General features: G+C 63.1%; 20 protein-coding genes. 11 read left to right on the forward strand and 9 right to left on the reverse strand.

Annotation, left to right across the window (positions count from 1 at the left end; translation table 11 throughout):
* Positions 1 to 187: 187 nt before the first annotated feature.
* Positions 188 to 610: a DUF6163 family protein gene (locus LB533_RS09185; protein WP_140637797.1), complete on the reverse strand. Its 423-nt coding sequence runs from the start codon at positions 608 to 610 to the stop codon at positions 188 to 190.
* On the reverse strand, positions 607 to 1,650 hold the full coding sequence (locus LB533_RS09190) for an enoyl-CoA hydratase/isomerase family protein (protein WP_140637796.1): 1,044 nt from the start codon (positions 1,648 to 1,650) through the stop codon (positions 607 to 609). Before LB533_RS09190 ends, LB533_RS09185 begins: the two co-directional genes overlap by 4 nt.
* A 197-nt stretch (positions 1,651 to 1,847) precedes the next feature.
* Here LB533_RS09190 and LB533_RS09195 point away from each other — a divergent pair, with 197 nt between their 5' ends.
* From LB533_RS09195 to LB533_RS09205, 3 genes are all read left to right on the forward strand, one after another.
* The gene (locus LB533_RS09195) at positions 1,848 to 2,678 is read left to right on the forward strand and encodes a DUF2066 domain-containing protein (protein WP_140637795.1); all 831 of its coding nucleotides are present in this window, start codon (positions 1,848 to 1,850) and stop codon (positions 2,676 to 2,678) included.
* 88 nt (positions 2,679 to 2,766) lie between these two features.
* Entirely contained in the window at positions 2,767 to 3,798 is a 1,032-nt protein-coding gene (gene hemB, locus LB533_RS09200; protein WP_140637794.1) for a porphobilinogen synthase, read from the forward strand.
* Positions 3,799 to 4,045: 247 nt separating this feature from the next.
* Positions 4,046 to 4,693, forward strand: a complete 648-nt coding sequence (locus LB533_RS09205; protein ID WP_140637793.1) for a dihydrofolate reductase family protein — start codon at positions 4,046 to 4,048, stop codon at positions 4,691 to 4,693.
* Between the two features lie 90 nt (positions 4,694 to 4,783).
* Here the strand turns inward: LB533_RS09205 and ppk2 are convergent, their stop codons facing one another.
* A complete protein-coding gene (ppk2, locus tag LB533_RS09210; protein ID WP_140637792.1) occupies positions 4,784 to 5,704 on the reverse strand; it encodes a polyphosphate kinase 2 in 921 nt (306 codons plus the stop codon).
* A 237-nt stretch (positions 5,705 to 5,941) separates the two neighbouring features.
* Here ppk2 and LB533_RS09215 point away from each other — a divergent pair, with 237 nt between their 5' ends.
* Positions 5,942 to 6,985 (forward strand): aldo/keto reductase, encoded by a 1,044-nt coding sequence (locus LB533_RS09215; protein WP_140637791.1) that lies wholly within the window; start codon positions 5,942 to 5,944, stop codon positions 6,983 to 6,985.
* Between the two features lie 80 nt (positions 6,986 to 7,065).
* Positions 7,066 to 7,212, forward strand: a complete 147-nt coding sequence (locus LB533_RS09220) for a hypothetical protein (RefSeq protein WP_140560567.1) — start codon at positions 7,066 to 7,068, stop codon at positions 7,210 to 7,212.
* A 27-nt stretch (positions 7,213 to 7,239) separates the two neighbouring features.
* Here LB533_RS09220 and LB533_RS09225 read toward each other — a convergent pair whose 3' ends face one another.
* Together LB533_RS09225 and LB533_RS09230 are read right to left on the reverse strand one after the other, a co-directional pair.
* The gene (locus LB533_RS09225; protein WP_246670991.1) at positions 7,240 to 7,473 is read right to left on the reverse strand and encodes a DUF982 domain-containing protein; all 234 of its coding nucleotides are present in this window, start codon (positions 7,471 to 7,473) and stop codon (positions 7,240 to 7,242) included.
* Between the two features lie 130 nt (positions 7,474 to 7,603).
* Positions 7,604 to 8,269, reverse strand: a complete 666-nt coding sequence (locus LB533_RS09230) for a GntR family transcriptional regulator (RefSeq protein ID WP_140637790.1) — start codon at positions 8,267 to 8,269, stop codon at positions 7,604 to 7,606.
* 117 nt (positions 8,270 to 8,386) lie between these two features.
* Between LB533_RS09230 and LB533_RS09235 the strand changes: the two genes are divergently transcribed.
* Both LB533_RS09235 and LB533_RS09240 read left to right on the forward strand, forming a co-directional pair.
* Complete coding sequence (locus LB533_RS09235) at positions 8,387 to 9,640, forward strand: multidrug efflux MFS transporter (protein WP_140637789.1); 1,254 nt, start codon at positions 8,387 to 8,389, stop codon at positions 9,638 to 9,640.
* A gap of 36 nt (positions 9,641 to 9,676) precedes the next feature.
* Positions 9,677 to 10,042, forward strand: coding sequence for a DUF423 domain-containing protein (locus LB533_RS09240; protein WP_140637788.1), 366 nt, complete (start codon positions 9,677 to 9,679; stop codon positions 10,040 to 10,042).
* 15 nt (positions 10,043 to 10,057) lie between these two features.
* Here LB533_RS09240 and LB533_RS09245 read toward each other — a convergent pair whose 3' ends face one another.
* Entirely contained in the window at positions 10,058 to 10,207 is a 150-nt protein-coding gene (locus LB533_RS09245; RefSeq protein ID WP_181169239.1) for a hypothetical protein, read from the reverse strand.
* Positions 10,208 to 10,271: 64 nt separating this feature from the next.
* Positions 10,272 to 10,415: a hypothetical protein gene (locus LB533_RS09250; protein WP_181169238.1), complete on the reverse strand. Its 144-nt coding sequence runs from the start codon at positions 10,413 to 10,415 to the stop codon at positions 10,272 to 10,274.
* Positions 10,416 to 10,579: 164 nt separating this feature from the next.
* On the opposite strand from LB533_RS09250, the gene LB533_RS09255 reads away from it, so the two are divergent.
* Positions 10,580 to 11,656: a LacI family DNA-binding transcriptional regulator gene (locus LB533_RS09255; protein WP_140637787.1), complete on the forward strand. Its 1,077-nt coding sequence runs from the start codon at positions 10,580 to 10,582 to the stop codon at positions 11,654 to 11,656.
* Between the two features lie 15 nt (positions 11,657 to 11,671).
* Here the strand turns inward: LB533_RS09255 and LB533_RS09260 are convergent, their stop codons facing one another.
* Entirely contained in the window at positions 11,672 to 12,850 is a 1,179-nt protein-coding gene (locus LB533_RS09260; protein WP_140637786.1) for an OpgC family protein, read from the reverse strand.
* A gap of 201 nt (positions 12,851 to 13,051) precedes the next feature.
* Here LB533_RS09260 and LB533_RS09265 point away from each other — a divergent pair, with 201 nt between their 5' ends.
* Positions 13,052 to 13,711, forward strand: a complete 660-nt coding sequence (locus tag LB533_RS09265) for an alpha/beta hydrolase (protein WP_140637785.1) — start codon at positions 13,052 to 13,054, stop codon at positions 13,709 to 13,711.
* Positions 13,712 to 13,748: 37 nt separating this feature from the next.
* Here the strand turns inward: LB533_RS09265 and sthA are convergent, their stop codons facing one another.
* Positions 13,749 to 15,137 carry a Si-specific NAD(P)(+) transhydrogenase gene (sthA, locus tag LB533_RS09270; protein WP_140637784.1) on the reverse strand — a complete coding sequence of 463 codons (1,389 nt, stop codon included), beginning with the start codon at positions 15,135 to 15,137 and terminating at the stop codon, positions 13,749 to 13,751.
* Between the two features lie 201 nt (positions 15,138 to 15,338).
* Here sthA and LB533_RS09275 point away from each other — a divergent pair, with 201 nt between their 5' ends.
* Both LB533_RS09275 and LB533_RS09280 read left to right on the forward strand, forming a co-directional pair.
* Positions 15,339 to 15,809 carry an RDD family protein gene (locus tag LB533_RS09275; RefSeq protein WP_140637783.1) on the forward strand — a complete coding sequence of 157 codons (471 nt, stop codon included), beginning with the start codon at positions 15,339 to 15,341 and terminating at the stop codon, positions 15,807 to 15,809.
* A 138-nt stretch (positions 15,810 to 15,947) separates the two neighbouring features.
* On the forward strand, positions 15,948 to 16,712 hold the full coding sequence (locus LB533_RS09280; protein WP_140494092.1) for an arginyltransferase: 765 nt from the start codon (positions 15,948 to 15,950) through the stop codon (positions 16,710 to 16,712).
* Positions 16,713 to 16,736 lie beyond the last annotated feature (24 nt).

Here is a 16,736-nt window from a genome sequence, read left to right on the forward strand (position 1 = left end):
GATCGCGACACTATCGAATACTCATAAAATTCGACTTAAACGCCAAGGCTAACAAGAGCTTACCGGTAATAGGTTTCGCAAGACGCTTAACAAACGGTCACTTGGGCAAGGATAATTAACCTAAAGATTTAGCCAATGATTTCAGGGCGAAATCCGATCAGCGGACCGCCGGCGGCGCGTGCCTGCTTCAGGTCCGGGGCGACCGCTTCTGCAGATAGATGACGAGGCGGAAAACGGCATAGAGCAGCGCCACCCCCGCATGCGAGACGACGATGAGCGGACGGTGGCCGAAGAGTTCGGGAAAGCCGGCATACATGACGATCTCCGTCACGGCGCAGATGAACCAGATCACCGGCCCCCAGGAGGCCAACATCCATAGGCCGGCGGCGGCAAAGGGGAAAAATACGGCGAGCATCACCGCCGTCACCTGCCAGTGGACCGGCATCAGGTCGAAGCGCCAGAGCGAGCCGGGATAGAAGCCGATAAGCCTGACCCAGTACAGGATACCGAACAGCAAGCAGTAACCTGATATGATCCGCTGGAACCAGGCGAAGATAACCTCCACCCCTGAAGGCTGAAGCACGACGCGTCTGGACGTCACCTCGCTCATAGCGCGAGTTCCCGTTCACCGAGCGAGGCAAAATAGGCATCGACATCCGCGTCGTCGACCGCATCGAGGGTTGCCGGCAGCCATTGCGGCTTGGAACCTTTTTCGATGATGGTGGCGCGTATCCCTTCGTAGAAATCGTGGCCCGCAAGCATCCGGTTGAGGATGCGGAATTCCATCTTCATGCATTGATCCATCGGCAGCGTCAGGCCGGCAGTGATCTGGCGCCAAGCGACACGAAGGCTGGTCGGCGAGCGCGTCAGGATCGTCGCCAGCGTCCTTGCCGCAAACTCGTCGCTGCCTGCCGCCTGCTCCAGGCTGCCGATGATATCGGCAAGCGAGTCCTGCGCGAAGTGATGGGCGATCGCCTCCAGCACCTGCCTGTCCGTCTCGCGCTTCGCCGGGATGAAGAAGCCGCGCAGCACCGATTCAGGATCGCCGGTTGCGGCGAACTGGTCGAGAAAGCCAGCCTGGTCCTGCGCCTTGATCGTATGCGTGGCCAGCCCGGACCACAACGCGTCGCCATAGCGGATGCGATTGCCGGTCAGCGCCAGGTACATGCCGAAGGAACCGCCAAGATCGGGCAGCAGATGGCTGGCGCCAACATCCGGGAAAAACCCGATTCCCACCTCCGGCATGGCGAACTGGGCATTTTCCGTCATCACCCGATGCGATCCATGAAAGGAGATGCCGACGCCGCCACCCATGACGATGCCGTCGATCAGCGCCACATAAGGTTTTTTGAAACGTGCGATCTGGGCGTTCAGCCGATACTCGTCGGCGAAGAACTCGACAGGCGGCTTGCCGGCCCGGCCGGCCTCATAGATGTGGAGAATGTCGCCGCCGGCTGAAAACGCCCTACCCTCGGCCTTAACGACGACGGCATCGACGCCCCAGTCCCGCTCCCAAGCGTGCAATGCCTTGGCGAGCGCGTTGACCATCCTGTGCGTGACCGCATTGAGTGCCCGCGGCCGCGTCAACGTGACGATGCCGGCCCGGCCCAGATGTTCGAAGCGGATCTCGTCGCCTCCGCCAAAATCCATCGTGAAAGAATCCCTCCCCCGCTCCGCCGGGACTGAAGTGCTAAAGCGTGGCGCATGGGCGCGTCAATGCCGGCATGCTGACAGCGCGTCTTGGCTCGTGCCGGAGCCCAGTGCTAAAAAGAGGCCGTTGTGGCCGCAGCGCCGGGAACCGAATGGCGACGGCGCACCTGTAGCAAGTTTTTCGATGGGTGTGGCTCATGGCTGGATTTGCGCGCCTCGTGCCGATGACGATCGGGCTGATTGTCATTTGCCTGGCTTTGCAACCGACCCTGGCGGCAAGCCTCGCCGAGCTTTACCAGTCGCAGACCATCGTCAACGGTCGGTATGAGAAAAACCGCCAGGCCGGCTTCAAACGTTGCCTCGACGCGGTTCTGGTCCGGGTTTCCGGCGACCAGCGCCTGCTGGCGAAACCGGAGATGGTGGCGTTGCGCGACAGGGCCGCCAGCTTCGTCGCCAGCTTTCGCTACCGCGATCGCATGGAAGGCATTCCCAACCATGACGATCAGGGCACGTATGATCGGCCTCACAATCTCTACTGCCAGTACAGCCCGGCGATGATCGATCCGGTGCTGGCTTCGCTCGGCAGCAGGCCGTGGCTGACCGAACGGCCACGGCTGGCGGTGTTCTTGTCGACCGAGCGCGGCGCCAGGCATTTCGCGCTCGATGCCGACGACGAGCACGGCGTGCTGATGCGCGAGTCGTTCGGCAATGCCGCCGCGCCGATGGCCATGCAGGTAACCTTCCCAACGGCAGTGCTGCTGTCGAAGGCCGGGCTGGACGACAGGATCATGCGCGACGCCGACATGGCGAAGCTCGACACGGCTGCGAAAATGGCCGGCGCCGATCAGGCGCTTTCCGGCAGCATCGTCTGGAGCGACAAGGAGTTCGGCTGGATCGCCGACTGGCGGCTAGCGAAGGCCGGCAGGACCTATGCCTGGCAAGTGCGCGGCGTCGGCTTCGACGAGGCGTTCCGTGTCGGCATGCACGGTGCGGCGCAGATCCTTTCGGGCAATGGGCAACCCGAATAGGGACCCGACCGGATTGCTGGCACAAACGTGTCGCATTGGTCAGCACCACGGTGCGTGATAAAAGCCGGCCAAAAGAGAGTTTTTGGCGATGAACAGATTCACCCCGGCAAAACCTGCCGGCGCGCGCAGCGTCGACGACATCACCGGCAGCCGCCGCTTGCGACGCATGCGCAAGGCCGACTGGTCGCGGCGCCTGGTGCAGGAGAACAGGCTTTCCGTCGACGACCTGATCTGGCCGATCTTCGTCGTCGACGGCAGACAAGTGCGCGAGCCGATCGCCGCCATGCCGGGCGTCTTCCGCCTGTCGATCGACTTTGCCGTCAAGGAGGCCGAACGCGCGGCAAAGCTCGGCATCCCCGCGCTCGCCACCTTTCCCAATGTGGACATTTCGCTGCGCGACCAGACCGGCTCCCATATCCTCGATCCCGACAACGTCATCAACCGCGCCACGCGCGCGATCAAGGACGCGGTGCCTGAGATCGGCGTCATCACCGATGCCGCGCTCGACCCGTTCACCAGCCATGGCCATGACGGCATCCTGCGTGACGGTCTCATCGTCAATGACGAGACGGTGGAACAGGTGACCGCGGCCGCCGTCATACAAGCAGCGGCCGGCGCCGACATCATCGCGCCGTCCGACATGATGGACGGCCGCATCGGCGCCATCCGCGACGCGCTCGACGCAAACGGTTTCCAAGACGTGGCGATCATGTCCTATGCAACGAAATTCGCCTCCGCCTTCTACGGGCCGTACCGCGAGGCGGTCGGCACGGCCGGCCTGCTCAAGGGCGACAAGAAGACCTATTACATCGACCACGCCAATTCAGACGAAGCGGTGCGCGAGGCCGAGCAGGACCTGGCCGAAGGCGCCGACATGCTGATGGTCAAGCCCGGCCTGCCCTATCTCGATATCATCCGCAGGCTGAAGGACGAATTTGCGGTGCCGACCTTCGCCTACCAGGTGTCGGGCGAATATTCGATGATCAAAGCGGCGGGCGCCAATGGCTGGATCGACGGCGAAAAGGCTATGCTGGAATCGCTTCTTGCCTTCAAACGCGCCGGCTGCGACGGCATTTTGACCTATTTCGCCCCTGAGGTGGCGGAGATGCTGAGAGCATAGTTTCCTCCCACGCCTTCAGACCATATGCTCTTCATGGAACTCACCGGCGAATGAGCCGGTATGGCGGCCGTCTCGGCAGCCGCTACTTTGGCATCCGAGCCGACCATCAGGTAATCCTCTGGACATCGCACGGGCGAGGTAGGGATATGCGTCTTCTCGACCGCTGAAAATACCGCTTGCAATTCGCCATCGGTTTGCTAGAAAAATAACTGCTTGCAAAATACAACCGGTCCTGAGGAGGCTTTCCATGTCCAAACTTCGCGTCAACGCATTCACCTTGTCGCTCGACGGTTACGGCGCCGGTCCCGACCAGGATTTGAAAAACCCGCTCGGCGTCGGTGGGGAAGCCCTGCACAAATGGATGATCGGCACCCGCACCTTCCGCAAGATGGTGCTCGGAGACGATGGCGGCACCACCGATACCAACGAGGCGTTCGCGGCGCGCAGCTTTGAAAATGTCGGCGCCTGGATCCTGGGCCGCAACATGTTCGGGCCGATCCGCGGCGAATGGGCCGACGAAAACTGGAAGGGCTGGTGGGGCGACAACCCGCCCTATCATGTGCCGGTCTTCGTGCTGACCCACCATGCGCGCGAGCCCATCGTCATGGAAGGCGGCACGACCTTTTACTTTGTCACGGATGGCATCCATTCGGCGCTCGAGCAGGCAAGAGCAGCGGCCAATGGCAGCGATGTGCGGGTCGGCGGCGGCGTCGCCACCGTCCGGCAATATATTCAGGAGAGGCTCATCGACGAGATGCATCTGGCGATCTCGCCGGTGCTGCTCGGCTCCGGCGAGCACCTCTTCGCCGGGATTGATATGCCGAAGCTCGGCTACGCGTGCAGCGAACAAGTAGCGACGCCGCTTGCCACGCATGTCGTCATCAAGCGGACTTAGGAATTAGTTGTGCGACAGTGGGAATTGGCGAAACCCTTGGTGCAGATCCTTTCTCCCGGTCACTATACGGGGAGAAGGCCAAACTCTCGTTCAATACTTCTCGGGCACGTAGAGCTCGCGCGGCAGCACCTGGCGCTCGTATTCGGGATTGAAGACGCGCTCGGGTAACGTGATCTCCTCGTGCGGCACCTCTTCGTAGGGAACCTGCTGCAAGAGGTGGTCGATGCAGTTCAGCCGCGCCCGCTTCTTGTCATTGCCCTCGACGATGAACCAGGGTGCCTCCGGAATGTTGGTACGGGCGAAGGTCTCTTCCTTGGCTTTGGTGTACTGTTCCCAGCGCACGCGCGACTGCAGGTCCATCGGCGACAGCTTCCACTGCTTCATCGGATCGTGGATGCGCATCAGGAAGCGCATCTGTTGTTCCTCGTCGGTGATCGAGAACCAGTATTTGACCAGCGTGATGCCCGAGCGGACCAGCATGCGCTCGAACTCCGGCACGTCACGGAAAAATTCCTCCACCTGATCGGGCCCAGCGAAACCCATCACCCGCTCGACGCCGGAACGGTTGTACCAGGAGCGGTCGAACAGAACGATCTCGCCGCCGGCCGGCAGGTGCGGCACATAACGCTGGAAATACCATTGCGACTTCTCGCGCTCGGTCGGCGCCGGAAGCGCCACGACGCGGCAGATCCGCGGATTGAGCCGCTGGGTGATGCGCTTGATGACGCCGCCCTTGCCAGCCGAATCACGGCCTTCGAAGATCACCACAAGCTTCTTCTTGTGGTAGGCGACCCAGGATTGCAGCTTGATCAGCTCGGATTGCAGCCCGATCAGGTCGCGAAAATACTGCATTCGGTCGATAGAAGGCGGATGCGCGTTCTTGTAGATCCTGGCGATCTCCAGCGACAGCGCCGGTTCCGACATCTCCAGCTCATAGTCCTCGTCGAGCGTGTCGGCGAGTTCGGCTTCCAGCCAGTCACGGGCGCCGGACTTGGGTATGGATTCATTCATCTGGTGCTCCTCCATCTGCAAGCTGCCGCCTCCGGCAACGACCGGGCACACTGGCCGCGTCCTGACGGCGGCGCGCAACACCCTGACCGACTGAGTATAGGCCGGCAATGACGGTTTTATTGCAGGGGCACGCCAGGGCCGCTCATCGGTGTGCCGGGGCCGGAGGGCGACAAGCCGCGCGGATTGTCCTACAAATCCAGCAACCTGCTCGGGCCATTCTCAATCGCGAGGACTGACATGGAATACCGCACTCTCGGCCGTTCCGGCCTGAAGGTTTCGGCGCTGACCATGGGCACCATGACCTTTGGCGGCGCAGGCCCGTTCGCGGCTGTCGGCAACAGCGATCTCGCCGAAGCGAAGCGCATGATCGATCTGTGCATCGATGCCGGCATCAATCTCATCGACACGGCCAATGTCTATTCGGACGGCCTGTCAGAAGATATCATCGGCGAGGCACTCGGCGGCAAGCGCAGGAACGACGTGCTGATCGCCTCCAAGGCGCGCATGCGCATCGGCGACGGTCCCAATGACGAAGGCCTGTCGCGCCATCATTTGATCCGCGAATGCGAGAAAAGCCTGAAGCGGCTCAAGACTGACGTCATCGACATCTATTTCCTGCACGAATGGGACGGCGTGACGCCACTCGAAGAGACCATCGCCGCGCTCGATGCGCTGGTCGGCCAGGGCAAGATCCGCTATATCGGCTGCTCCAACTATTCCGGCTGGCAGGTGATGAAGGCGCTGTCCATCAGCGACAGCCGCCATCAGCCGCGTTTCGTCACCCAGCAGATCCACTACACGCTCGAGGCACGCGAAGCCGAATACGAGCTGCTGCCGATCTCGGTCGACCAGGGATTGGGCGTGCTGGTGTGGAGCCCGCTGGCGGGAGGCCTGCTGTCGGGCAAGTATCACCGTGACAACCCGACCGCGCGCCAGGTCGCCGGCTGGTCCGAACCGCCGATCCGCGACGAGGACCGGCTGTGGCGGATCGTCGATGTGCTGGTCGAAATAGGCAAGGCCCGCGGTGTGTCCGCCGCACAGGTGGCGCTTGCCTGGCTGCTTGGCCGGCCGGCTATCAGCTCGCTGGTGATCGGCGGGCGCAACGAGGCCCAGTTCAGGGACAATATCGCGGCGGCCAGCCTGACGCTGACCGGCGAGGAACGTGATCGCCTCGACGCGGTCAGCCGCCCGCCCCTGCTCTATCCCTATTGGCATCAGCAGTTGACAGCAAAGGAGCGTTTCGGCGCCGCCGACCTTGTGATCGACCGAAGCAGCTTATAGGAACCCTGGTGCCGGCTCCGAGACCTCGGAAGGCGAACGACGCGTAGTCAGCCCACAAGAACAGCAAAAAAGGAGCCGCTATGGCACGAGCACCAAATTACGATCAGGAACGCAAGGAACGCGATCGCCAGAAGGCGGCCAAGAAGGCCGAAAAGCTGGCGGCCAAGGCTGCGGCGCGGGAGCGTCAGAAACCCGAGACTGACGCCGAGACTGAAACAGAGGAATGACGGCGCGCGGCGGCAATCCGGCCTGGATCAGGCCGGCGCCTTGTCGCTGACGAAGACGTCCACTTCACGCGCCGCCGCGATAAAGGCGCGCCTTGCGTTCATGGCCGGCTTGTCGCCGGCCAGCGCATCGTGGCAGGCCTGCAGCGCCGCGCGATGCTTGGGAGTGCGCTTCCCGGGCCAGCTGTTCATGAGATAGTCGGAAGCCTCGCGGGCCGAGCGTAAGAGCTGTGTACTTCCCGCCGTGACTGATTTGACGGTCACGGGTACTTCAAATCGGTTGTTTTCCATCGCCCGGTCCTACGCCATCGGCGTCCACGAAGCGAGGCCGAAAGTGGGGCTCGGGGCCGGCGGTCCTTTTTTCGGCGGCGAGTGGCCTGCCCTGCAGGCTGCATTATGCCGCCACGACGGCGAATCCCCTGGCGCGAAGGCCGCGGCGATCATTGGCCAGCGACGTCAACAGACGGTCGCGACTGCCGACGATATGCTCTGAGAGCAAGCGCCCGGCTTCCTGTGCATCGCCGCTCCGCACGGCGGCCAGGATGGCGTGATGTTCAGCCCACGCGCGGCCAAGGGCCGCTCCATCGCGTACCTCCAGCCAACGGGCGCGCGAAAGCCTGGTCATCGCATCGCGGACGGCCCGAAACAGGAATTCATTGCCGGACAGTCGCGCCAGCTCGATGTGGAAGTCCATGCCGACGCGATGCCATTCCTCGCGCGGAGTGTCGTCGTCGCAGGAGACGAGCATAGCCTCGACGACATCGACGGCGCTTCTGTCGGCAAGCCCGCATGTCAGCCGCAAGGCCGCGACCTCGACCGCTTCGCGGTAGACCGCGATCTGCTCGAGTTCGGTCAGGTTGATGGGCGAGACCGTCCAGCCGCGCCCGTCCCTGCCGACCAGCCCCTCGGTTTCGAGCCGCAGCAACGCAGCCCTGACCGGCGTACGCGAGGCGCCGAAGCGGCTTTCGATCCAGCGCTCGGTGAGTTTCTCACCCGGTCCGATCTCAAGTCCAAGGATCATCTCGCGGAGCTGCCGTTCGACGTTGTGCATCTGCGACATCGTTGTTGCCTTTTCACGTGCGCATTGACAGCGGTCGGGCTGTGGGTCCATGACGGATACCGACTTGGTATCCCAAAATGGTATCCACAACAATCCCCTGACACACGCAGGCACGACATGACGCAGAACGACACGGACCAGGGCGGCTACAACATCCACTGGCGGCGCAATCTTGCCGTCTGCTTCGCGGGTTCGTTCAGCACGCTCATCGCCATGACCCTGCTCTTGCCGTTTCTGCCGCTCTATGTCGAGCAACTGGGCGTCGAGGGCCATGCGGCGATCGTGCAATGGTCGGGCATCGCCTATGGGGCGACCTTCTTCGCGGCGGCCCTCGTTGCGCCGTTATGGGGACGGCTCGGCGACCGCTACGGCCGGAAGCTGATGCTGGTGCGCGCCTCCTTCGGCATGGCGATCTGCATGTCGCTGACCGGAATGGTCGAGACGGTCTGGCAATTGGTGCTGCTGCGCCTGCTGATCGGCTTTGCCGGCGGCTATTCCTCCGGCTCGACGATATTGGTGGCCATGCAGACGCCGAAGGACCGCTCCGGCTGGGCGCTCGGTGTCTTGTCCGCTGGCATCACGGCAGGCTCGCTGGTCGGCCCCTTGCTCGGCGGCGCGCTGCCGCCGGTAATCGGCATCCGCGCGACCTTTCTGTTGTCCGGCGGCGTCATCTTCCTTGCCTTCCTGGCCACGACATTCCTGATCAAGGAGAACCAGCGCCCGCAAGCAAGCAAAGCCGCGACGGCGGCAAAGCCGAAGAGCGGCTGGTCGCAAATTGCCGACAAGCGTCCGGTCGTGGCCATGCTGACGACCGGCATGCTGCTGGCCTTCGCCACCATGTCGATCGAGCCGATCATCACTGTTTATGTGCAGCAGCTGATCGAGGACCAGAGCCGGGTGACGCTCGTTGCCGGCGTGGTGATGTCGGCTGCCGCCCTTGGCGCAATCCTGTCGGCGTCATGGCTTGGCAGGCTCGCCGACCGCGTCGGTCATTGGAACGTCGTCGTCGGCGCGCTGGCCGTGTCGGCGCTGCTGCTCATTCCGCAGGCCTTCGTCACCGACGGCTGGCAACTGATCGGGCTGCGCTTCCTGATGGGCCTGGCACTCGGCGGTTTGCTGCCTTGCATCACCAGCGTCATCCGCCACAACATTCCCGACGGCGTCGGCGGCAACGTGCTCGGCCTTTCGATCTCGGCCCAATATGTCGGCCAAGTCGCCGGACCGCTTGCCGGCGGTTTCGTCGGCGGCCATTTCGGCATGCGGGCGGTGTTTCTCGGCACGTCGGTGCTGATGGCGCTCGGCGCGGTCTACAACTGGATTGTCCAGGCGCGGCGGACGCGGCATATGTTGATGGAAGCGGGCAAGCCCTGACAAGCTGCCCAGCCGATCAAGCGAAGGAGCGTCGACATGAACCTGGCCGAAACGACCGGCAGCCGTCTGCTTGTGCTCGCCGCCGGCATCGTGGGCGCGGCGGGGGTGGCGCTGTCGGCGGCCGCCGCACATCTCGGCGGTGCCTTCACCGGTACGGCGGCATCCTTCCTGCTGATGCACGCACCGGCGTTTCTGGCCGTCGGTCTCCTCGACGCGAATCGCCCGCTGCGGATAGCCAGCCTAGTGCTGCTCGCCGGGCTCGTGCTTTTCACGGGCGATCTTCTCGCTCGCGATTTTCTCGGATCGAGGCTGTTTCCGATGTCGGCGCCGATCGGAGGCACCCTGCTCATCGCAGGCTGGCTGGCCATAGCTGTCTCCGCCGTGGTGCGTCGGCGACCCTGAGATGGGCGGCCGGTTTCAATCCCGGCGACGTTCAAGTCGGATCCAAAGATCGCGGTTGCGCGCCGAGAGCTTCGCGCGGCGCGGCGCCTCTGGCCGCTCCGCGGCCGGGCCGATGCCCCAATAATTGCGATAGATGTCGTCGAACAGATGTTTCAGGGGATGCATGGCTCTTCTCCTCTTGATTTGAATTGAATCGATCCAATCAGCCGGCGCGAAAAATTCACGCCAGTCAGCTCCGCTTACGCGCCACCAGGAAGCGCAGATCGCGAATCCACGGGCTTGTTCCGCCGCGGCGCTTGGACTTTTTGGCGGCCGCCCCGATGCTCCAGTCGCTGCGGTAGATGTCTTCGAAAAGATAGTTGACCGGATGCATGGCGCACCTCCCATCTAGGTTTGATCCAACAGGCAAATCTGAGTTGGATCGATTCAACGATAGGCTTATGGAAGCCGTCGGTCAAGCAAAATTTGAATCGATCCAACGAAAGTGCTAGATGCAAATCGGGAACGTGCTAAATGCATATCAGGAGGCACGCACAAATGGCGTCACTCACCGCAGGCAATCGACGACCCGTCCGGCTGGCCGACATCGCCAAGGCCGCCGGTGTTTCGCATGGCACTGCCTCCAATGTCTTCAGCCGCCCCGAGATCGTGCGCGAAGAAGTCCGCGAACGCGTTCGCGCGACGGCCGAGGCGATGGGCTATGCCGGCCCCGACCCCAAGGGCCGCCTGCTGCGGGCAGGCAAGGTCAACGCCATCGGCGTGGCCACCGCGGAGCCCCTCTCCTATTTCTTCGAGGATCCCTTCGCGCGCGTGATGATGGCGGGCATCTCGCAGGCCTGCGATGCGACCGGGGCCGGCATATCGTTAGTCTCGGCCGCCAACACCGAACAGCTTGCCTGGAACATCCAGAGCGCCCTTGTCGACGGCTTCATCGTCTTCTGTATCGAAGGCGGCTCGCGCCTCGTCGAATTGGCGCGTGAGCGCAAGCTGCCCTTCGTGGCGCTCGACCTGGATTCGGAGGATGGGTCCGTCGCGGCGATCGGCGTCGACAACATCGCCGGCGCCGGCCTGGCGGCACGTCATCTTACGGATCTCGGGCATCGCCGCTTTACCGTGCTGGCGCTGCCTTTCGCCGATGGCAGGACAGGCCTCATTTCGCCCGAGGAGCTTCGCGCCGCAGCCTATGCGGGGACACGCGATCGCCTCACCGGTTATTTCCGGGAGCTTTCGCGGGTTGGCATCGACACGTCCAAAGTGCCCGTCTACGAAACCGCCAACGATGCCGCTACTACAAAGGCGGGGCTGGAAACGATCTTTGCTTCCGGCGAGCCACCCACGGCCATCCTGGCGATGTCGGACAGAATGGCCTTGGCAACGCTTGAATGGCTGAGCGCGCGAGGGCTGAACGTCCCCCATGATGTTTCAGTCATCGGTTTCGACGGCGTTCCCGAAGCAGGGTTGTCCGAGCCACCATTGACCACGGTCGCACAGCCGATCGCCGAGATGGGCCGGCTTGCGGTCAAGGCGATTCTTGAAAGCGACGGCAAGGTCAGCCGGCAATTGTTGCCGGTCGAACTGATCGTGCGCGCCTCCTCGGCTCCGCCGCGCCGCTGAATCGGCTCGCCGACCTCAGCGGTTGGCTCTTGCCACGACCGAGATACCGAAAGACGCCTGGACGGGCTTGGCGTCCTTTTGCGTCGTCGTGGCTTTCCCCGAACCGCCGATGGTCGACAACCATTCGAGATAAAAAGCGAGCGCGAACTGCATGGCGATGCCGGCGGCGAGCAACAGGCTGTCATAAGTGAGGCCGCCGGGATTGATCAGTTTCATCACCTGGGCAACCATGGCGATCAGCGTGCCGGCGATGAACACCGGCAGCGAGCGCTTGCCGAGTATCGCCAGCGGATGGTCGGGGCCGGTGCGAAACAGGTTCGAGACCACAGGCAGTGCCACCACCAGATAGCTGACCGCCAGGATGTGCAGCAGCCGCGGGAGCGACAGGAATGTCTTGTCGAAGCCGGTCAGCACCACCGGCAAGTCGAACCAGGTCACCTGCCCCCAAAGCGGACTATGCACCCATGCCAGCGCGGCCAGCACATAGGCCGCGGCGGCACCGGTCAGCCAACGGTTGACTGGAATGACGCCGCCGCGCCTGACATGCAGCATGGCGGCAAGGCCGATGTTGAACAGGAACTGCCAGGACAGCGGATTGAGGAACCACAGGCCGGGCTCGGGATAGTTCGGCGGGGCGATCTGCCAGATGCCGGCTACAAGCCATAGCAGGCCGGACACGGTCAGCGCTGCAAGCGGCCTGTAGCTGATGAACAGCAAGAAGGCCGGCGCCAGCAAAAGCAGCACCGCGTAGACCGGCAGGATGTTGTTGTAGCCGAGCTGGTGGCCGAGCGTGACGATGCCGACCAGCACCTCGGGCGTGTTCCTCATCAGCGGTTCGATGTTGATCAGCTTCAGCAGTTCCGGCCGCCGGCCGAACACCGCCGCGGCACAGAACAACGCCATTACCACCATCGTGGTGACGATATGAGCGATGTAGAGCACGCCGGCCCGCCGCCACATTTTCAGCGTCGCGAGCAGCCGGCCTCCCGGGCGGAACTTCGTGCCATAGGCGAGCGCGACCGAAATACCCGATATCAGCACGAAAGCCTCGGCCGCATCCGAAAAGCCGAAATTCTTGTAGGTCAGGGTCTCGAAAGCCGTGCCCGGCACATGGTCGACGAAGATCGTCAGCAGCGCGAGCGCACGCAACACATCGATGCGCGTATCGCGCTCGGTTGGAACTGGGGTGGTCATCGACAAAAGGCCTCAAAGCTGGTTGTTCATGCCCAGCAATGCGACCCCCGGCGCACCGCTTCGATTCCTCCGCGATGGAGTATATCGGCGCAGAAACGGACTGAAATGCGCCCGGTTCAATCAACTTTCGCGGAGCATGAAAATATTGCGTTTTGAAGCCGGCAAATTGAGTGAAATGAAATGTAATCAAAAGGATACGGCATGAGCGATCCAAGCGTCGAAAACAGCCCGCCGCGGCTGGATCTGGCCTTCCCCTATCGCTTCTTCGGATCCGGCGGGGCCAGCGACGAATGCCTGTTCCTGCTGCATGGATCAGGTGTCGACGAGACGACCCTGGTGCCGCTGGCGAGGCAGATCGCACCGCATGCCTGCCTGGTCGCCGTGCGTGGCCGCATCGTCCAGGACGACGGCTTCCGCTGGTTCGAGCGGATCACGCCGACCAGCTTCGAGCAGGCCAGCATCCGCCGCGAGACGGCCGCTTTCGCACGCTTCATGGCCGAAGCCATGAAGCGGCACCGCATCGATCCGAAGCGCACGGCTTTCCTCGGCTATTCCAACGGCGCCAATCTGGTTTCCAGTCTGATGCTGCTCAACCCTGGCCTTGTCGGACGGGCGGCGCTGCTGCGGCCGATGCCGGTGCTGGACGAGACGCCAGCAACCGACCTGACCGGTATCAAGGCCTTGATCATCGCCGGCGCCGCCGACCTGACTTACGGACCCTTCGCGCCGGCGCTGGTGACGCTGCTCAGCCAGCGCGGTGCCGCGGTCGATGCGCGCATCATCGCGTCCGGTCACGAGATCGGCGATCCCGATGCCGCAATCGTCCGGCAATGGCTCGGCTCGCCCGCACCTGTCGCCTGAGGAACCGGCAAAACGCCCTTCGCTGACAGCAGCAGGATCAGCCCTGCCCCATCCTGTTCCAGGCGTCCAGCCCGGCGATCTTGTAGGCCTCGGCCAGCGTGGGATAGTTGAATGTATTGTTGACGAAGAAGTCGACCGTGCCACCCAGATTGATCACCGCCTGGCCGATGTGGATCAGTTCGGTGGCGCCCTCGCCGACGATATGCGCGCCGAGCAAGCGGCGTGTCTCGATCGAGAACAGAAGCTTCAGGAAGCCGGTGTTGACGCCCATGATGTGGCCGCGCGAGGTCTCGCGGAAACGCGCCACGCCAACCTCGTAGGCGGCGCCGCTCTCGCGCACCTGCTCCTCGGATTGGCCGACGGTGGAGATCTCGGGCACCGCGTAAATGCCATAAGGAAAGGTTTCCGGCGGCGGCGGCAAGGTCACGCCGAAGGCATGGCAGGCGGCCACACGGCCCTGCTCCATCGAGGTGGAGGCCAGGCTCGGAAAGCCGATCACGTCGCCGGCGGCGTAGATGTTGGGCACGCTGGTCTGGAAGGTATGCGGATCGACCTTGATGCGTCCCCTGGAGTCAGCCTCGATGCCGACCGCGTCGAGGCTGAGGCTACCGACATTGCCGGTGCGGCCCGCGGCGTAGAGCACGATCTCGGAACGTATGGTGCGCCCGTCGGCCAGCGTGACCTCTGCATGGTCGGGCCTGGAGGCAATCTCCTTCACGGCGCTTCCCAGCCGGATGGTCATGCCGCGGTCGCGCATCTGGTGGATGAAGTCGTCGACGATCTCGCGGTCGACGAAATCGAGGATCGTGTTGCGCGGCTCGACCAGCGTCACCGGCACGTCGAGTGCCGAAAAGATCGTCGCGTATTCGACCCCGATGACCCCGGCGCCGATGACCGTCAGCGTTCGCGGCAAGCGGTCGAGCTCGAGCATTTCGTCACTGTCGAACACGCGGCTCTTGTCGAACGGCACGTCGCCCGGCCGGTGCGGCCTCGTGCCGACGGCGATCAGCGCATTGGCGAAGCCGACCTCACTGTAGTCGCCATTGTCCGATGTCAGGCTGACCCTGTTGGGCCCGAGAAATTTCACCTCGGCGCGGGCGCTCTTGACCGTGTTGCGCATGAACTGGTGCTGCAGCACCTCGACCTCGTGATCGAGGGTCTTGTGCAGGCGCTCGACCAGGTCTCCGACCGAGATGTCCTGCTTGACCCGGTAGCCGCGCCCATAGAAGCCGCGCTCACGCCAGCCCGAGAGATTGAGCACGGTTTCGCGCAGCGTCTTCGACGGAATGGTGCCGGTGTGCACGGAAACGCCGCCCAGGCGCCGCCCCCTGTCGACGACCAATACCGATTTGCCTAGTTTGGCCGATTGTACGGCGGCACGACGGCCGGAAGGGCCGCTGCCAATGACCAGCATGTCGTAATCCATCCTGCCCGTCCCTGCCCCTTGGCGCTTTTGGTGCGCCGCAACAAGCTAACGCCATGTCAGGCGCGAATTCAACCGGCCCGCCGGCCGCTTCGCCCGCCTTGCCTACCGGCAAAGGCTCGATCTTGATTCCGCCATCAGCCTTTACCATTTTCCCAGCAGGTGGGGCGCAGGCTAAGCAGGCCCCTGTTACGAGGAAATGACATGAACGCTCGCGTTCTCGACGGCGAAATCATCAACACCAGGCTCGACGACGTCAGGGCCTATGAAGGCGTACGCACGCGGCGTGTCCTGGCGGTCATGATCGACTATGTCATTGTCGCGCTGCTCACCATCCCTGTCGCCATATTGGTGTTCTTCCTCGGGCTTTTGACCCTCGGCCTTGGCTGGATGCTGTTTGGCGTCCTGGTCCCGGCCGTCGCGATCCTCTACATCTGGAACACGCTTGGCAGCGCCGACCAGGCGACCACGGGCATGAAGATGATGGGCATCCGGCTCGATCGGCTCGACGGCAGGCCGATCGACGGGCTCACGGCAGTGGTCCATTCTGTGCTGTTCTGGGCCGGCAACGTCATCCTGTCGCCGCTGGTGCTGCTGGTGACGCTGTTTGCCGATCGCAAGCGCACGCTGCACGACCTGCTGCTCGGCACGGTGGTCAGCCGCACCAGCCGCTGAGGCGCATTTTCGCAAGCATCGCCGCGGCGTCGGCGCAAATGTGAAGGCGTCCGCATGGCCACGCCTTCACAATCCTGTTGAATTTTTCGCTTTCCGCGCCAAAGGTAGAGCGATTCGAAGGAGTGTTTCCGAGACTCGATGACGCAGCACCCGACCCAGTCGCCGCAGTTCTTCCTGACCGCGCCGTCGCCGTGCCCCTATCTCGACGGCCAGTTCGAGCGCAAGGTGTTCACGCATCTGGTCGGCGACAAGGCGTCGGAGATGAATGATCTCCTGACCCAAGGCGGGTTCCGCCGCTCCCAGAATATCGCCTACAGACCGGCCTGCGAAACCTGCCGCGCCTGCGTCTCCGTGCGCATCCTGGCGCAGGAATTCGTCGCCAGCCGCAACATGAAGCGCGTGCTGCAGCACAATTCCGATCTCGTCGGCGCGATGCACAATGCCGAGCCCTCGACCGAACAATATTCGCTGTTCCGCAGCTATCTCGATGCTCGCCACCGCCGCGGCGGCATGTCGGACATGACGGTTCTGGACTACGCCATGATGGTCGAGGACACCCATGTCGACACCAAGGTCATCGAATATCGCCGGCGCGGACCCGATACCTTCATCACTGGCAAGGGACAGGGCGAGCTGATCGCGGTGGCGCTCACCGACAAGATGGCCGACGGCCTGTCGATGGTGTATTCCTACTTCAATCCCGACTTCGAGGAGCGGTCTCTCGGCACGTTCATGATCCTCGATCACATCGCTCGCGCCAGGGCGATGGGGCTGCCCCATGTCTACCTGGGATACTGGGTCAACGGCTCGCGCAAGATGAATTATAAGATGCGCTTCATGCCGCAGGAGCATCTCGGCCCGAAGGGCTGGGAGCGCTACACCAACGAAGCGGTCTCACGCTGAGTTTTTCCAAGATCCACGTTTAAC

The sequence above is a fragment of the Mesorhizobium sp. BR1-1-13 genome, from assembly GCF_020165515.1.
Classification (GTDB): domain Bacteria; phylum Pseudomonadota; class Alphaproteobacteria; order Rhizobiales; family Rhizobiaceae; genus Mesorhizobium.

Bases quoted from the DNA above. Each gene is read 5' to 3' on its own strand.
- LB533_RS09185 (WP_140637797.1), bottom strand. From the start codon at position 610: ATGAGCGAGGTGACGTCCAGACGCGTCGTGCTTCAGCCTTCAGGGGTG.
- LB533_RS09190 (WP_140637796.1), bottom strand. From the start codon at position 1,650: ATGGATTTTGGCGGAGGCGACGAGATCCGCTTCGAACATCTGGGCCGG.
- LB533_RS09195 (WP_140637795.1), top strand. From the start codon at position 1,848: ATGGCTGGATTTGCGCGCCTCGTGCCGATGACGATCGGGCTGATTGTC.
- hemB (WP_140637794.1), top strand. From the start codon at position 2,767: ATGAACAGATTCACCCCGGCAAAACCTGCCGGCGCGCGCAGCGTCGAC.
- LB533_RS09205 (WP_140637793.1), top strand. From the start codon at position 4,046: ATGTCCAAACTTCGCGTCAACGCATTCACCTTGTCGCTCGACGGTTAC.
- ppk2 (WP_140637792.1), bottom strand. From the start codon at position 5,704: ATGAATGAATCCATACCCAAGTCCGGCGCCCGTGACTGGCTGGAAGCC.
- LB533_RS09215 (WP_140637791.1), top strand. From the start codon at position 5,942: ATGGAATACCGCACTCTCGGCCGTTCCGGCCTGAAGGTTTCGGCGCTG.
- LB533_RS09220 (WP_140560567.1), top strand. From the start codon at position 7,066: ATGGCACGAGCACCAAATTACGATCAGGAACGCAAGGAACGCGATCGC.
- LB533_RS09230 (WP_140637790.1), bottom strand. From the start codon at position 8,269: ATGTCGCAGATGCACAACGTCGAACGGCAGCTCCGCGAGATGATCCTT.
- LB533_RS09235 (WP_140637789.1), top strand. From the start codon at position 8,387: ATGACGCAGAACGACACGGACCAGGGCGGCTACAACATCCACTGGCGG.
- LB533_RS09240 (WP_140637788.1), top strand. From the start codon at position 9,677: ATGAACCTGGCCGAAACGACCGGCAGCCGTCTGCTTGTGCTCGCCGCC.
- LB533_RS09245 (WP_181169239.1), bottom strand. From the start codon at position 10,207: ATGCATCCCCTGAAACATCTGTTCGACGACATCTATCGCAATTATTGG.
- LB533_RS09250 (WP_181169238.1), bottom strand. From the start codon at position 10,415: ATGCATCCGGTCAACTATCTTTTCGAAGACATCTACCGCAGCGACTGG.
- LB533_RS09255 (WP_140637787.1), top strand. From the start codon at position 10,580: ATGGCGTCACTCACCGCAGGCAATCGACGACCCGTCCGGCTGGCCGAC.
- LB533_RS09260 (WP_140637786.1), bottom strand. From the start codon at position 12,850: ATGACCACCCCAGTTCCAACCGAGCGCGATACGCGCATCGATGTGTTG.
- LB533_RS09265 (WP_140637785.1), top strand. From the start codon at position 13,052: ATGAGCGATCCAAGCGTCGAAAACAGCCCGCCGCGGCTGGATCTGGCC.
- sthA (WP_140637784.1), bottom strand. From the start codon at position 15,137: ATGGATTACGACATGCTGGTCATTGGCAGCGGCCCTTCCGGCCGTCGT.
- LB533_RS09275 (WP_140637783.1), top strand. From the start codon at position 15,339: ATGAACGCTCGCGTTCTCGACGGCGAAATCATCAACACCAGGCTCGAC.
- LB533_RS09280 (WP_140494092.1), top strand. From the start codon at position 15,948: ATGACGCAGCACCCGACCCAGTCGCCGCAGTTCTTCCTGACCGCGCCG.